At 70.3% G+C, this 14,127-nt stretch carries 18 protein-coding genes; 8 read left to right on the top strand and 10 right to left on the bottom strand.

Annotation, left to right across the window (positions count from 1 at the left end; translation table 11 throughout):
• Positions 1-12: 12 nt before the first annotated feature.
• The gene (locus tag ABIE19_RS10360; RefSeq protein ID WP_354089101.1) at positions 13-1,011 is read left to right on the top strand and encodes an NAD(P)H-dependent glycerol-3-phosphate dehydrogenase; all 999 of its coding nucleotides are present in this window, start codon (positions 13-15) and stop codon (positions 1,009-1,011) included.
• The gene (locus tag ABIE19_RS10355) at positions 1,011-1,403 is read left to right on the top strand and encodes a Rieske (2Fe-2S) protein (RefSeq protein WP_435521144.1); all 393 of its coding nucleotides are present in this window, start codon (positions 1,011-1,013) and stop codon (positions 1,401-1,403) included. Before ABIE19_RS10360 ends, ABIE19_RS10355 begins: the two co-directional genes overlap by 1 nt.
• A 15-nt stretch (positions 1,404-1,418) precedes the next feature.
• Here the strand turns inward: ABIE19_RS10355 and ABIE19_RS10350 are convergent, their stop codons facing one another.
• The 7 genes from ABIE19_RS10350 to ABIE19_RS10320 all read right to left on the bottom strand — a co-directional run bounded on the left by ABIE19_RS10350 (position 1,419) and on the right by ABIE19_RS10320 (position 7,872).
• A complete protein-coding gene (locus ABIE19_RS10350; RefSeq protein ID WP_354089100.1) occupies positions 1,419-1,577 on the bottom strand; it encodes a hypothetical protein in 159 nt (52 codons plus the stop codon).
• 91 nt (positions 1,578-1,668) lie between these two features.
• Entirely contained in the window at positions 1,669-2,130 is a 462-nt protein-coding gene (locus ABIE19_RS10345) for a phasin family protein (RefSeq protein ID WP_354089099.1), read from the bottom strand.
• Between the two features lie 61 nt (positions 2,131-2,191).
• Entirely contained in the window at positions 2,192-2,953 is a 762-nt protein-coding gene (locus ABIE19_RS10340; RefSeq protein WP_354089098.1) for a creatininase family protein, read from the bottom strand.
• Between the two features lie 83 nt (positions 2,954-3,036).
• A complete protein-coding gene (locus ABIE19_RS10335; RefSeq protein ID WP_354089097.1) occupies positions 3,037-3,639 on the bottom strand; it encodes a TetR/AcrR family transcriptional regulator in 603 nt (200 codons plus the stop codon).
• Entirely contained in the window at positions 3,639-5,240 is a 1,602-nt protein-coding gene (locus tag ABIE19_RS10330) for a DHA2 family efflux MFS transporter permease subunit (RefSeq protein ID WP_354089096.1), read from the bottom strand. Before ABIE19_RS10330 ends, ABIE19_RS10335 begins: the two co-directional genes overlap by 1 nt.
• Positions 5,237-6,364: an HlyD family secretion protein gene (locus tag ABIE19_RS10325; RefSeq protein ID WP_354089095.1), complete on the bottom strand. Its 1,128-nt coding sequence runs from the start codon at positions 6,362-6,364 to the stop codon at positions 5,237-5,239. Before ABIE19_RS10325 ends, ABIE19_RS10330 begins: the two co-directional genes overlap by 4 nt.
• A gap of 107 nt (positions 6,365-6,471) precedes the next feature.
• Entirely contained in the window at positions 6,472-7,872 is a 1,401-nt protein-coding gene (locus tag ABIE19_RS10320; RefSeq protein ID WP_354089094.1) for an amidohydrolase family protein, read from the bottom strand.
• A gap of 102 nt (positions 7,873-7,974) precedes the next feature.
• Here ABIE19_RS10320 and nth point away from each other — a divergent pair, with 102 nt between their 5' ends.
• Positions 7,975-8,727: an endonuclease III gene (gene nth, locus ABIE19_RS10315; protein ID WP_354089093.1), complete on the top strand. Its 753-nt coding sequence runs from the start codon at positions 7,975-7,977 to the stop codon at positions 8,725-8,727.
• Positions 8,728-8,748: 21 nt separating this feature from the next.
• Here nth and ABIE19_RS10310 read toward each other — a convergent pair whose 3' ends face one another.
• Complete coding sequence (locus ABIE19_RS10310) at positions 8,749-9,639, bottom strand: ATP-grasp domain-containing protein (RefSeq protein ID WP_354089092.1); 891 nt, start codon at positions 9,637-9,639, stop codon at positions 8,749-8,751.
• A 96-nt stretch (positions 9,640-9,735) separates the two neighbouring features.
• Between ABIE19_RS10310 and ABIE19_RS10305 the strand changes: the two genes are divergently transcribed.
• The 5 genes from ABIE19_RS10305 (at position 9,736) to ABIE19_RS10285 (ending at position 12,585) form a co-directional block, all read left to right on the top strand.
• On the top strand, positions 9,736-10,761 hold the full coding sequence (locus ABIE19_RS10305) for an adenosine kinase (protein ID WP_354089091.1): 1,026 nt from the start codon (positions 9,736-9,738) through the stop codon (positions 10,759-10,761).
• 57 nt (positions 10,762-10,818) lie between these two features.
• Positions 10,819-11,538 (top strand): heme ABC transporter permease, encoded by a 720-nt coding sequence (locus ABIE19_RS10300; protein ID WP_354089090.1) that lies wholly within the window; start codon positions 10,819-10,821, stop codon positions 11,536-11,538.
• A gap of 10 nt (positions 11,539-11,548) precedes the next feature.
• Complete coding sequence (gene ccmD / locus ABIE19_RS10295) at positions 11,549-11,701, top strand: heme exporter protein CcmD (RefSeq protein ID WP_354089088.1); 153 nt, start codon at positions 11,549-11,551, stop codon at positions 11,699-11,701.
• Positions 11,698-12,258, top strand: a complete 561-nt coding sequence (locus tag ABIE19_RS10290; RefSeq protein WP_354089087.1) for a DsbE family thiol:disulfide interchange protein — start codon at positions 11,698-11,700, stop codon at positions 12,256-12,258. The genes ccmD and ABIE19_RS10290 overlap by 4 nt, the downstream gene beginning before the upstream one ends.
• 72 nt (positions 12,259-12,330) lie before the next feature.
• The gene (locus ABIE19_RS10285) at positions 12,331-12,585 is read left to right on the top strand and encodes a hypothetical protein (protein ID WP_354089086.1); all 255 of its coding nucleotides are present in this window, start codon (positions 12,331-12,333) and stop codon (positions 12,583-12,585) included.
• A 15-nt stretch (positions 12,586-12,600) separates the two neighbouring features.
• Here the strand turns inward: ABIE19_RS10285 and ABIE19_RS10280 are convergent, their stop codons facing one another.
• A complete protein-coding gene (locus tag ABIE19_RS10280) occupies positions 12,601-13,239 on the bottom strand; it encodes a MarR family winged helix-turn-helix transcriptional regulator (RefSeq protein WP_354089085.1) in 639 nt (212 codons plus the stop codon).
• 240 nt (positions 13,240-13,479) lie between these two features.
• Positions 13,480-14,124 carry an inner membrane-spanning protein YciB gene (locus ABIE19_RS10275; protein WP_354089084.1) on the bottom strand — a complete coding sequence of 215 codons (645 nt, stop codon included), beginning with the start codon at positions 14,122-14,124 and terminating at the stop codon, positions 13,480-13,482.
• Between the last annotated feature and the right edge of the window lie 3 nt (positions 14,125-14,127).

The raw sequence follows: 14,127 nt of genomic DNA, 5'->3' as shown, positions 1-14,127 counted from the left end.
ACCGGAGAAGACATGGAATTTCATACGGCAGGCGTAATTGGCGGCGGCGCCTGGGGCACGGCCCTGGCGCAGAGCGCGGCGGCGGCGGGCCTGGCGGTCGTGCTGCAGGCGCGCGAGCCTGAGGTGATCGAGAGCATCCGCGCGCGGCGGATGAACGACGCCTTCCTGCCGGGGATCGAACTGGACGCGGCGATCAACGTCACCTCCGACCTGGCCGACCTGGCCGACTGCGACCTGATTCTGGCTGTGCCGCCGGCCCAGCACATGCGGGCCACGCTTCAGGCCTTCGCCCCCTACGCCCGGCCGGGTCTGCCCATCGTCCTGTGCGCCAAGGGAATCGAGCGCGGCTCGCTGAAGCTGATGACCGAGGTCCTGGCCGAGACCATCCCGTCAGCCACGCCCGCCGTCCTGTCCGGCCCCAGCTTCGCCGCCGAGGTGGCGCGCGGCCTGCCCAGCGCCGTGACCCTGGCCTGCGAGGACGAGGAGATGGCGATCGCCCTGGCCACGGCCCTGTCGGGGCCGGTCTTCCGGCCCTATCTGGCCGACGACCTGATCGGGGCCGAGACCGGCGGGGCGCTGAAGAACGTCCTGGCCATCGCCTGCGGCATCGTCGAGGGCCGCGAACTGGGCCGCAGCGCCCACGCCGCCGTCATCACCCGCGGCTTCGCCGAGATCGTCCGCACGGCCCAGGCCCTGGGCGGCAAGGCCGAGACGGTGGCGGGTCTGTGCGGTCTGGGCGACCTGGTCCTGACCTGCTCCAGCCCGCAGTCGCGCAACATGAGCCTGGGCCTGGCCCTGGGCCAGGGCATGAGCGTCGAACAGGCCCTGGCCGGCAAACGCTCGGTGGCCGAGGGCTATGAAAGCGCGCCCGCCGTGCGCGAACTGGCGCGCAAGCTGGGCGTCGAGACCCCCATCTGCGAGGCCGTGGCCGCCGTCCTGGCGAACGAGACGACCGTCGACGCCGCCATCGAGGCCCTGCTGACGCGCCCGCTCAAGCCCGAGCGCGAATAGTGTCCGATACGGCCGAAGCGACGCCCGCGCCCGAAGAGCGCAAGCGGGTGTGGAAAACCCCGCCCAACGTGCCGCTCTGCCTCGAAGCCGACCTGGCCGACCCGGGCGCGCGCGGTTTCGTGCTTCAGATCGGCGAGGCCTTCTTCCACGGCTTCGTGATCAGGAAGGATGGCCAGGTCGCCGGCTGGATCGATCGCTGCCCGCACGCCGGCTTCCCCATCGCCATGGAGTTGGACCGCTATCTGACGCCGGACGGCTCTCTGATCCTGTGCGGCTGGCACGGGGCGGCGTTCGAGCCCCTGTCGGGCGCCTGCGTCGCGGGCCCCTGCGCCGGCGGCAAGCTGACGCCCTGGCCGGTCGAGGCCAGGGACGGCGTCATTCGGACGGCCTGAGGCGGCGAGCGGGCTCTAGGTCTTGGGAACCAGCTTGGGGTCCTTGGTGAAGGCCTCGTCGACCTCTTCCTCGGTGATCCGCTTGGACGGGTCGCCGGGCTGGTTGAGGTTCTGTTCTTCCGTTCCGTCGCCCATCATGCCGGGATGAGGGTCGGTCTTGTCCTGTTCGGCCATGGCGTCGCTCCTTGGGTGGGACACAGGCAGGCAACAGCGACCAACCCTGCCGCGTTCCATCACGACGCCTTGAGGCGCGGCGAAACCGTCTTCAGCGCTTCAGGCGCTTGGCGTTGGCCACGGCCGTGCGATGGATCGGCGACAGGGCTTCCGCCTGCATCCTCATGAGGGAGCCGCCCAGCTTCCAGCCGTCGGAGACGGCCCGCGACCAGACGCCCATGCCCCAGGCCGCCTGCAGGGCCGCGGCGCCGGCCAGGGTGTCGGCCTGGGAGAGCCGCGCCAGATGGGCCGAGGCTTCGGCGCCTTCGCGATCCGCGATCCGCCGTCCCTGTTCGGCCAGCCCCAGGGCGCCGGCGGCCACGGCCTCCGCCGAGGCGGTCAGGGCCTGGACCTTCTCGGTTCCCATGCGGCTCAGCTCGGCGTGGTCGGCGCGCAGGGGATCGGCCATGGCCTGGCCCAGTATGGCCATGCGCCGGGCGATGACCTCGGCCGAAGCCTCGGCGGTCTCCTGTCCGGCGTGGGCGGTGCGGGCGGCCTGATCGATCGGGTTCATCTGCGGATGGTGGGCCTGTTTCTCTGGTCGGGCAAGGGAAACAGGCCTCTCCGGCCTGCCGTCAGGGCAGGACCTCGGCCGCGAAGTCGGCCACGTCCTTCAGCAGGGCGGGCACGCTGGCGTCGATGATGGTCTGGCCCTTCTCCGGGCTGGCCTGGGCCGGATCGGAACCGATGCGGCCGTCAGGGAAGCGGGCGCGGTAGTCGAGCGCGTCGCGGATCGGACCCATGGGGGCGATCTTGGGGCTGTAGTCGGCGATCTTGATATGGTCCGGATAGGCGGCCTGCGTCACGGCGATCTCGGACGGGGTGGCGTGGGCGCCGTGGCCGACGGGGAAGATCTCCTCGCACAGCCTGTGCACGCCAGGCAGGTCCCACCAGTTACGCAGCTTCAGCACGAACGGAGGCCGTTCCTCGACGAAGGACCATTCGGCGTAGATCTCGGCGAAGGTCGCTTCGATGGTGGCGACGTTGCCGCCGTGTCCGTTCAGGAAATAGATCCGCTCGAAGCCGTGGCGGGCCAGGGACGAGACCCAGTCGGTGATAGCCGACATGAAGGTGGACGGACGCAGGGAGATGGTGCCGGGGAAGGCCAGGTGGTGCTGGGCCATGCCGATGTTGAAGGTCGGCGCCACGATCAGGCTGTCGTCGCCTCTCTCCGCCGCATGGGCGATGATTTCCGGGCACAGCCAGTCGGTGCCCAGAAGGCCGGTCGGCCCATGCTGCTCGTTCGAGCCGATCGGCACGACCACGGTCTTCGACAGGGCGGCGCCGGACTTCAGGCGCGCGTCGATCTCGGGCCAGGACGACAGGTGGATCAGCATGAGGGGCTCCGCGGACGGGTCTATGAGGTAGGTCGGGCTTTACGCCGATCCGCTTCAAAGGGCCAACCCGCAGACGGGGAGCTTCACTCAGGCGCGAAGGCGCGCATGAAGCGGCGGGCGACGTCCCTGGCCCGGTCCGCCGCATCCTCCGTGTTCGGATGAGGCAGGCCCAGGACGGAGCGCAGGTGGCCGTGGCCCAGGACCATGCCGGCGAACATCTCGGCCGCGACGACCGGATCGGGCACGCTCATGACGCCCGCCCGGTCCTGTTCGGTCAGCCAGGCGGCGATGCGGCGCACGCTCTCGCCCGGACCGGCGTCATAGATGGCGCGGGCCAGTTCCGGGGCCTCGGGCGAGACCAGGGCGACCCCGCGCAGGGAGGCGCCCTTGCCGCCGCTGCAGATCCTGTCGATCAGGGTCTCGGCTATGGCGGCCAGCACGTCCTCCGGCGCCGCGCCCGCGCGCAACAGGGGCGCGGTGATGGCGTCCGACCTCTGGGCCGCCAGGGCCCGGCCGATGTCCGTCTTGTTCGGAAAGCGGTTGTAGAGGGTCTGTTTCGACACCCCGGCGCGCCGGGCGATCTCGGCCATGGTGGCCTTGGCGCCCTTTTCCACGAACAGGTCGGCGGCCGCCCGCAGGATGGCCTGGCTCTTGTGTTCGTCGATCTGGCCGGGCGCGCGGGGCATCAGTGAACCTCGGACGCCCCGGGGGCGGTCGCGCCGGGCTTGGCCGGACTGGCCATGAGGGTGACGAAGGCCGCGCAGGCGCAGGCGATGGCCAGCAGGGCGAAGGCGTCGCCGAAGGCCAGGGTCGTCGCCTGACGCTGCAGCATCCCATAGACCGCCTTCATCGCGGAGGCATGCGGGTCGATGGAGCCCGAGAATCTCTGGGCCATGCCGGCGATCATCCCCTTCACCGCCGCGTCGGTCTGGTCGATGGCGCTGGTCAGCTCGGCCATGTGCAGGGCGGTGTTCTGGGTCAGGGAGGTGTTCAACACCGCCAGGCCGAAGGCGCCGCCGACGTTGCGCGACAGGTTCACCAGGCCTGAGGCGTTCTTGACCATGTGCGGGGGCAGGGTGGCCATGGTCACCTGCTGCGAGGCGATCATGGCGATCATGACGCCGACGCCGCGCATGGCCTGGACGCCCGCGAACTCCCAGAAGCCCCATTCCGTCGTCACCGCATGGGCGTCCCACATGCCCCAGGCGCAGAGCATGAAGCCGACGAACATCAGCACCCTGGGATCGACCTTGCGCACCAGCCGCCCGGCGAAGGGGCCGGTGGCGAACATGGCCAGGCCCGACACGACCATGGTGGTCCCGACCTCGGCGGCCGAATAGTCGCGCACCCGGCCGAGGAAGAGGGGCAGCAGGAAGGTGCCGCCGAACAGGGCCGCGCCGACGATGAAGGTCATCACCACGCCCACGACGAAGTTGCGGTTGCCGAAGGCCCTCAGCTCCACGATCGGATTGCGATAGTTCAGGCTGCGCCAGACGAAGGCCGGGCCGCAGATCAGGGCGACCAGGCTGAGCAGCAGGATATGGTCGTCGGCCAGCCAGTCGTTCTTGGCCCCTTCCTCCAGCACGAACTGCAGGCTCATGAGGAAGGCGGCCATCAGGCCCAGACCCCACCAGTCGAAGCCCTCGGCCAGGGACGGATCGCCCTCGTCGAAATGGGCGTAGCGCCCGACCAGGAACAGGACGATGAAGCCCGGGAAGACGTTGATGAAGAAGAGCCAGCGCCAACTCAGCCACTCGGTCAGGTGCCCGCCGAGCGTCGGTCCCACGGTCGGCGCCAGGGTGACGATCAGGCCCATGATGACGCTGGCGGTGACGCGTTTCTCGGGCGGGAAGGCGGTGAAGGCCACGGCGAAGACGGTGGGGATCATGGCCCCGCCCAGGAAGCCCTGCAGCGCCCGGAAGAAGATCATCATCTCGACCGAGGACGACAGGCCCACGGCCACGCTCATGACCAGGAAGCCGACGCAGGAGGCCAGGAAGACCTTCTGGGTGCCCCACAGCCGCGCCAGGAAGCCCGACAGGGGGATCATGACCACTTCAGGGATCAGATAGGCGGTCTGGATCCAACTGATCTCGTCCGCCGAGGCGCCGACGCCCGCCTGAATCTGGGGCAGGGAGGCCGCCACGATCTGGATGTCCAGGATGGCCATGAACTGGCCGATGACCATGCCGGCGAAGCCCAGCAAGAGGACCGTCCAGTTGATCTCGGGCCGGCTTCCCGCCTGGCCCGCGGCCGGGGCCGCCGATGGCGCGGCGGCGTCGGTCACCGGGCGGGCGCCTGGGCTTGGGCCTGAGCTGGGGCCTGGGCCTGGACGTGGGGTTGAGCGTCGGCGAAGGCGGCGCCGCCCCTGCTCTTCAGATCGACCTTGACCTCGACCGACAGGCCGGGCCGCAGGGCGATGGGATCGCCCGAGGCGGCGCGGTCGACGACGATGCGCACGGGAACGCGCTGGGTGATCTTGGTGAAGTTGCCGGTGGCGTTCTCGACCGGGATCAGGGCGAACTCGGATCCGGTGGCGGGGGCGAAGCTGTCCACATGGCCGACCAGGGCCCGGCCCGGGAAGGCGTCGGCCTTGATCTCCACCTCCTGGCCCAGCCGCATGCGGCCGACCTGGGTCTCCTTGAAGTTGGCGACGACATAGGTGTCCTGGACCGGCACGATGGACATCATCTGTCCGCCCGCCTGAACCACCTGGCCGACGCGCACGCCGCGCGCGCCCACCACCCCTGCGACCGGGGCGCGGATGACCGTGCGGTCCAGGGTCAACTGGGCCTGTTCGACCAGGGCGCGGGCCTGTTCGACGGCGGCGACGCTCTGGTTGCGGGTCGAGCCCAGGACGGCGGCGGTGCGCTGTTCGGCGGTCAGGGCCGCCTGGGCCTGGGCGACCGAGGCGCGGGCCGTCTCGGCCGAGGCGCGCTGGGTCTCGATGCGCTGCTGCGACACCCAGCCCTGGTCCGCCAGCCTGCCGTAACGCTCGACTTCGGCCCGCGCCAGTCCGGCCTGGGCCTGGGCCTGGGTCACGGCGGCGGCGCGGGCGGCGATGGTCGCCTGTTCCTGCTCCGCGCGGGCGTCGACATTGGTCACGGCCGCCTCCAGGGCGGCCAGATTGGCCTGGGCCTGGGCCAGGGCGGCGCGGGCGTCGGCGTCGTCCAGCCGCGCCAGGACCTGTCCGGCCTCGACGCGCTGGTTGTCCTTGACCAGGACCTCGATCACCGAGCCGCTGATGCGCGGGCTGACCAGGACGGTGTCCGCCTGGACGAAGGCGTTGTCCGTTCCCTCCCACCGCTGCTTGCCCTGCCACCAGACCACGCCTCCGGCGATCAGGGCGAGGCCGACGACGCCTCCGACGACGAGCGGGAGGCGTTTCTTGACGGATGGAGGCAGGGCCATGGGGAGACAGCTCTTTGCGGATTTCGGCCCGTAAAATGGACGGCGGCGTCCAGAATACAAGGGGCGTCTGCGCGATTTTGTCGCACCGTGGCCGCAAGGCTGCGCGGCTAGTCGGCGGGCGGCCGGAAATCGGCGCGCGGGTAGGCCGCGCCGCGCTTCACCGTGAACCGAAGGCTTCGCAGATTGGCGACGTCCTTCAGCGGATCGGCGGCGACGAAAATCAGGTTGGCCAGCTTGCCGGTCTCGATCGTGCCCATGTCCTGGGTCTGGTTGGTCGCGCGTGCGGCGGTTCGGGTGGCGGCGACGAGGACGTCGGCGGGCGGGATGCCGACGGCGTTCTGCAGCAGCTCCAGCTCCTCGATCAGGGCGGGCCAGGCGTCGCCGTCCGGCGTCTCGCCGTCGGTTCCGGCCGAGATGGTCACGCCGGCGTCATAGGCCTGACGCGTCAGGGCGAAGACCATGGGGCCGGAGCAGAGGGGCTGGCGGGCGCCCGGCGCGGCGGCGGCGCGGTCCTGCTCGGCGTAAACCCGGACCGTGGCGTCCAGGATGATGTCCTGCACCCGCATCTCCTCCAGCACGTCCTGGACCGCCGGGTTGTCGCCCTTGAGGAAGGGGGCGCGGTCGATGGGGGTTCGGCCGGCGTAGCTGACCGGACGATCGCCGGGCGCCTGGCCCTGATGCGCCAGGATACAGGCGTGGGACATGACGTCGGGACCGGCGACGGCGACCTCCTCCGGCGTGGCCGGATAGACCATGGCGTGGGTCCAGACCGGCACGCCCTGGCGATGGGCCTCGGCGATGATCCGGGCCACGAGATCGGCGGGAAGGTCGGCGTAGATCTTGATGCCCGTCGCGGACGTCCCGCGCGCCATGGCTACCGCCAGAGGCAGGTCGGTGTCGGCCGTGATCGCCTGCATCCAGGGCGTCCGCCCCGCGACGGCTCCGGCGCTGACGGCCTGGGTGCGCGGATCCTTGAAGAAGCCTTCGCCCGCCATCAGGGCGGCGTAGTAGATGTCCGGCGAGGGGACTTCGCCGACCCGGGCCTGACGCGCCAGTTCGCCGACCGAGCGCAGATCGTCGGCCATGCCGCGCACGGCGGTGACGCCGGAATAGAGCCAGCGACGCATCTGCGCCCGCGCGGCCTCGGCGTCGGGCGGCGTGGCGAGATGGACATGGGTGTCGATCAGGCCGGGCAGGACATGGAGGCCCGTGACGTCGATCAGCTCGGCCGCCTCGGGCAGGGGATCGCTGTCCGGCTGGACGGCCGCGATCCGCTCGCCGCGGGTGACGATGGTCAGGCCGGACCGCGACGGCGCGCCTCCCGTCCCGTCGAACAGGACGGCGCCGCGATAGGCGAGGATCTTCGGCTCGGCGGGCGCGGCCGCAGACTGGGCCGGGACGCCGTGCCAGGCGGCGAAGGGGTCATGGGCGTCGGCTGTGGCGGCGGGCAGAGTGGTCGCCAGGGCCGCCAGGGCGGCGCCGGCCAGCCGGTTTCTGAGGGTCGTCATGTCTGCGTCTCCCCGAACATCGCGATCCGCTTTGGGGCAGGGATGGATGGGGAGCAAGCGGGAAGGCGTTGACGCCGCGCGCCGAGGAGGCGAAGCCAGGGCATGACTGTTCGCAAACCTCGCGTCGCCAAGGCTGTCCGCGCCGCCCTGACGCCCCCGCCGGGGAAGCGCTCGCGCGCGCCGAAGAAGGCTCCTGCGGGCGTGATCGTCGCCTGGCCGCCCGACGAAGACCGCGTCGAAACCATCTTCGAACGCCTGTCGGGGGTCATGCCCGATCCGAAGACCGAGCTGGACTTCGTCAATCCCTACACCCTGGTCGTGGCCGTGGCCTTGTCGGCCCAGGCGACCGACGTGGGGGTCAACAAGGCGACCAAGGCCCTGTTCGCCGTCGCCGATACGCCGCAGAAAATGCTGGCCCTGGGCGAGGAGGGGTTGATCCCCCTGATCGCCTCCATCGGCCTCTATCGCACCAAGGCGCGGAACGTCATCGCGGCGGCGCGGATGCTGGTCGAGCGGCACGGCGGAGAAGTTCCGCTGAACCGCGCCGACCTGCAGGCCCTGCCCGGCGTGGGGCGCAAGACCGCCAGCGTGGTGTTGAACGAGCTGGGCATAGAGCCGGCCATCGCGGTGGACACCCACGTCTTCCGCGTCTCGCACCGTCTGGGTCTGGCCAACGCCCCGACCCCCGACAAGGTCGAAACCCAGCTGCACCAGGTGGTTCCCGAGGCCTGGCTGCCCAAGGCGCACCACTGGCTGATCCTGCACGGCCGCTACACCTGCCTGGCCCAGAGGCCGAAGTGCGGAGCCTGCGTCATCGCCGACCTGTGTCCCTCGCGAGCCAGTTTCGCGGCCTAGGCCCCGACCCCGGGTCTTCGCCTAGCGCGCCAGGCGTTCGGCCACGGCCCGGCCGAACCGCGCGCCGGCCTCGGGCGCGGCGTCCAGATAGAAGTCCGGCTCGATCAGCTCGGCCTCCATCAGCACCCAGTTTCCATCGGGATCGGGCGCCACGTCGATGCGGGCGTAGAGCAGGTCCTCGTCGATCGCCGCCAGGGTCCGCTCCGCCAGGGCCAGGGCGCCTTCGGGCGCGCGGTCCAGGCGTTGGTACTGGCCGCCGTACTGGACCTGGATGCGGAACTCCTCGGCATGGCCGGGACGCTTGTTGACCACATGGCTCAACTCGCCGCCGAAGAAGAGCAGGGAGGTCTCTCCCTCGGTGACGACGCCGGGCAGGAAGGGCTGGATCATCGCGCCGCCGACCGGGGCCTCGGTCAGAACCTCTTCGAGCCGATCGCCCGCCGAGACCCTCAGCGTCCGCCAGGCGCCGCCGGACACGGTCGGCTTGACCACTAACTGGCGCGCGCCGGTGGCGGCGAAGGCGGCCTCGACCACGCCGGCGTCGACATGGTCGCTCCAGATAGTCGGCGGAATGGCGACGCCCTTCTCGGCCAGCCGCGCCAGGTAGCGCTTGTCCGAATTCCAGCTCAGGACCTCGGCCGGATTGGCCAGGGGCGCGCCCGCATCGGCCCAGGTCGCGCAGGCCTGCATCCAGTTTTCGTGATCGCGGTGATACCCCCAGGCGATCAGCGGCAGGACCAGGGGAAAGGCCGTCAGGCCGTGCGCGCTCTCGACATGGTCGGTCCAGGGCGTCGGCCTTGCCGTGATCCCGGCGCCGGCCAGGGCGTTCGACAGCCGGTCCAGCACCCCCGGCCATAGGGCGATGTAGGACGGGTCGGCGGGATCGGGGGTCAGGACGGCGACTTCGGTCATGGGCGCTTCTCCTCGGCGCGCCCTGCATAGGCGGTTTTCGGGGCCGGATGAAAGCCTGCGCTGGCCTATTCCGTCATCCGGCGTTATGGGGCGCCCATGACCCAGAACGCATCCGCTTTCGCCCGCTACGACGTCTGCGCCGTCGGCAACGCCATCGTCGACGTGCTGAGCCCGTGCGACCCCGCCTTCCTGGAGGCACAGGCCCTGACGCCCGGCTCCATGCAGTTGGTGGACGAGACCCAGAGCGCGGCCCTCTACGACGCCATGGCGGCGGGGGTCGAGGCCTCGGGCGGTTCGGCCGGCAACACCGTGGCCGGGGTCGGCTCGTTCGGCGGTCGCGCCGCCTATATCGGCAAGGTGGCCAAGGACACCCTGGGCGAGGTGTTCACCCACGACATCCGCGCTGTCGGCGTCCACTTCGACACTCCGGCACTGGAAGGCGGCGCGGGCCAGGGCTTCGGCACCGGCCGCTGCCTGATCAATGTCACGCCGGACGGCCAGCGCACCATGTGCACCTTCCTGGGCGCCGCCAACCAACTGACGGTCGCCGACATCGACGCCGACCTGATCGGCGCCAGCGAGATCGTCTATCTGGAAGGCTATCTGTTCGATCCGGCCCCGGCCCGCGCCGCCTTCGAGGCCGCCGCGGCCCATGCCCACGCCGCGGGCCGCAAGGTGGCCATCACCCTGTCGGACAGCTTCGTCGTCCACCGTTGGCGCGCCGAGCTCCTGGCCTTCATCGAGGCCTCGGCCGACATCGTCCTGGCCAATGAAGCCGAACTGCACGCCCTGTTCGAGACCGAGGACTTCGACCACGCCGCCGCTCACCTGGGCCGCATCGTCGAGGTCGCCGCCGTCACGCGCGGTGAAAAGGGCTCGGTCATCTTCCGGGGCGACGAGCGGGTCGAGGTCGCGGCCTTCCCCGTGGACAAGGTGGTCGACACCACCGGCGCCGGCGACCAGTACGCGGCGGGGGCCCTGCTGGGCCTGGCGCGGGGCCTGTCCCTGGCCGAGGCCGGCGCGCTCGGTTCGCTCGCCGCCTCCGAGGTCATCGCCCACTGGGGCCCGCGTCCCATGGTCGCCCTGGAGCGGCTGGCCGCCGATCACGGCCTGAAGCTCTGACCCCTTCCGTGCGCGGCGCGCTTGCCGTCAGGCTTTGCGCCGCGTAATCGGCGGACCATGTTCGGCCTCGCCAATCCCGACCGCTTCATGCGCTTCACCCGCCCGGTCACGCCGGTCCTGTGGGTTCTGGCGCTTGTCCTCCTGGCGATCGGGACCTGGCTCAGCTTCGCGGCCCCTGCCGACTACCAGCAGGGCGACACCGTGCGGATCATGTTCATCCACGTGCCCGCCGCCTCCGTGGGCCTGGCCGCCTACGCCGCCCTGGGCGTCTCCAGCTTCTTCGCCCTGGTCTTCCGTCACGCCCTGGCCGACGCCGCGGCGCGGGCGGCGGCCCTGCCCGGCGCGGTCCTGACCGGTCTGGCCCTGGTCACCGGCTCCCTCTGGGGCCTGCCGATGTGGGGAACCTGGTGGGTGTGGGACGCGCGCCTGACCAGCGTCCTGGTGCTGTTTCTCTTCTATCTCGGCTACATGGCCCTGCGGGCCTCGATCGACGACGAGCAGAAGGCGGCCCGCGTCGCCGCCGTCCTGGGCCTGGTCGGCCTGATCAACCTGCCCATCGTCAAGTTCTCGGTCGACTGGTGGAACACCCTGCACCAGCCGGCCTCCCTGCTGCGGGCGGGCGGGACCAGCCTGGATCCGGCCTATCTGGCGCCCCTGCTGACCATGATGGCGGCCTATGGCCTGCTGTTCGGCGCCGTATGGCTGACCTCGATCCGCACCGAGATCCGCCGTCGCCGCGTTCTGACCCTGCGCGCCCGCGCCGCCCAGCGCGCCTGAGGAGGTTGCGATGCCCGATCTCGACATGAGCCCCTACGGCCTCTTCGTCTGGTCCGCCTGGGGCGTCAGCGCCGCGGCCCTGGCCGCCCTGAGCGTGCGCGCCCTCCTCGCCGCCCGTCGCTGGAAGCGCGAGCTGGCCCGCCTGGAGGCGAGCGAAGGATGAACCGCTGGTTCGCCCTGATCCCCATCGCCGCCCTGGTCGCCCTGGGCGTCTTCCTGATGGTCCAGTTGAACACGATGTCCGGAGAGCCGGGACAGGGGCGCGAATACAGGCCCGACGCCCTGGTCGGCCGTCCCGTCCCCGAGACCGTCCTGCCCATCCTGCAGGGCGAGGTCGAAACGGATCAGCGCCTGGACCTGAAGACGGCCGGGGTGGGCAAGCCCATGGTCGTCAACCTCTTCGCCAGCTGGTGCGCGCCCTGCCGGCTGGAACACGCCCAGCTTCTGAAACTGAAGGCCCAGGGGATCAATGTCGTGGGCGTGGCCTACAAGGACGATCCCGTCGCCACCCGCGCCTTCCTCGACGAACTGGGCGACCCCTACGCCATCGTCCTGGTGGATCGCGAGGGACGGGCGGGCCTGGACCTGGGCGTCTCGGGCGTGCCGGAAAGCTTCGCGGTCGACGCCTATGGAACGATCGTGGCCAAGTCTTCCGGCCCGATCCTGACCGAGGCGGATCTGCGCAAGCTGGTCGAGGCGCTCAAGGCGTCGCCGCGCTGAAGAACGCTGTCGTCCGAACAGGGTGAATCGCGTATTAACCATATCTAGAGGGTTGGGGCCGATCCTTCGCCCATGCCCGCCATCCCGTCAGAACGTCCGGTCTTCCCGCCCGCCGCAGGCGGCGCGGCCCATGCCCTGCGCACGTCTCAGTCGGCCTTCTTCCGCGCGGCCATGGGAATCGGCGCCCCCTCGGTCGCGGCGCCGGTCGCCGAAGCCCAGCGCGACGAGGGCCAGCGCGACACGCCGGTTCGCGCGGTTGCGACGGAGGAGGCCTCCGCCGTCCTGCGCCATCAACGCCCCGGCGCCCTGCTCGACATCCGGGTCTAGCCGCAGCCCGGCGATTCAGGCCTTGGCGGCTTCCTTCAGCGGAATGATCCGAGCCTCATTCGCCTCGGCGTCCTGAACGGCCTTTTTCTTCTTTTTCGGCTTGGCGCCGTCCTGGGCCTTCTTCGCGGCCTTCTCGGCCTTGCGGGCCTCCTTGGCCGCCTTCTTCACGGCCTTGGCCTCGGCCCTGGCCCGCTCCGGGGCGGCGTCGGCGGCTTCCGTCAGGCTGGTCAGCAGGTCCAGGAAGCCTTCGCGGCGCGCCTTGGGCAGAAGCGCCAGGATGCGCTTGTCCGCGGCCTCGACGCGCGGGCGCGCGGCGATCAGGGCGGCTTCCCCCTCGGCCGACAGGCGCACGGCCTTGGCGCGGGCGTCCAGGGTCGAACGCTCCCGCTCCAGCAGGCCCTTGGTCGTCATCCGCGCCACCAGGTCGGCCAGGGTCGAGCGGTCGATGCCGGTCGCCTTGACCAGGTCCGTCTGGGTCAGGCCCGACCGGGCCGACACGGCTTCCAGCACGGCGAACTGGCGCTGGGTCAGGCCGTCGGGCCCGGCTTCCTCGGCGTAGATGTCGAGCGCCAGCTGCAGCACCCGGTGCATCAGGTGGCTGGGCGATTCCGCCAGTCCGCCTTTGATTTTCGCCTGCTTGCCTGACTTGACCATCGTCCTAGATCCCTGTTTCGGCGGGCCGAACATGGCGCGACAGCTAACAGCCGTGCTTTACGCTTTGACGACGGAAAGCCTGACGGTTTGAAGACATTTATGCTGGCCTACCGCCCTTGCGGGCTGCTTGAGGCCATTGTTCTGGAGCCTGCCGCGTTTCGCGCTACTTGAGGCCCCGGTGGAAAAGCTCGGGTGTCGCGCAGTCGCTGCAGTTTAGGTCGTCAGATCGCAGACGGTTCCCTAAAGGCCGGTATCGGGCGAGACGGGGCCGGGTTCCTCGTCCTTGATCATGTTCTTCATGATCAGCGGCACCTGCGACAGGCCGAAGACCGAGGCGGCGATCCACAGCACGCCGCGGAAACCGGTCCAGACCCCGTTCGGATCGGGCGTTCCCAGGTTCAGCGCCGACCAGATGGCCGTCACTGCGGCGGGGTTGCGGAAGACCTCGTTCAGGATCGCCACGCCCAGGAAATAGAGGCCGTAGCGGAAGGTCAGCTTGCGCCAGGCCTCGTCCGTCACCTTGATGGCAGACCCCAGCAGGGCCTTGAACGGATACTTCTTCAGCGGCAACGAGCCCAGCAGGACGGCGGCCAGCAGGCCGTTCTGCACCGTCAGCTTCAGCTTCACGAACAGGTCGTCGTCGGTGACGATGGTCAGGACGCCGAACACCAGGGCGAAGCCGCCGGTGATCAGGGGCATGGGGGCCAGGCGCCGCTCCAGCACGAAGCCGACCGCCAGGGCGATCAGGGAGGCGACGACCAGGACCCAGGTGGCCTTGATCATGTCGCGCGTGATGAAATAGGCGGCCATGAAGGCGATCAGGGCGCCGAAGTCGACGGCCTGACGAATCCACTGCGGACGCTTGGTCTCGGTCGCTTCACTCATCTA

The organism is Brevundimonas faecalis (assembly GCF_040549405.1).
Lineage (GTDB): Bacteria > Pseudomonadota > Alphaproteobacteria > Caulobacterales > Caulobacteraceae > Brevundimonas > Brevundimonas faecalis.
This window is presented reverse-complemented; position numbering and strand designations above follow the sequence as displayed.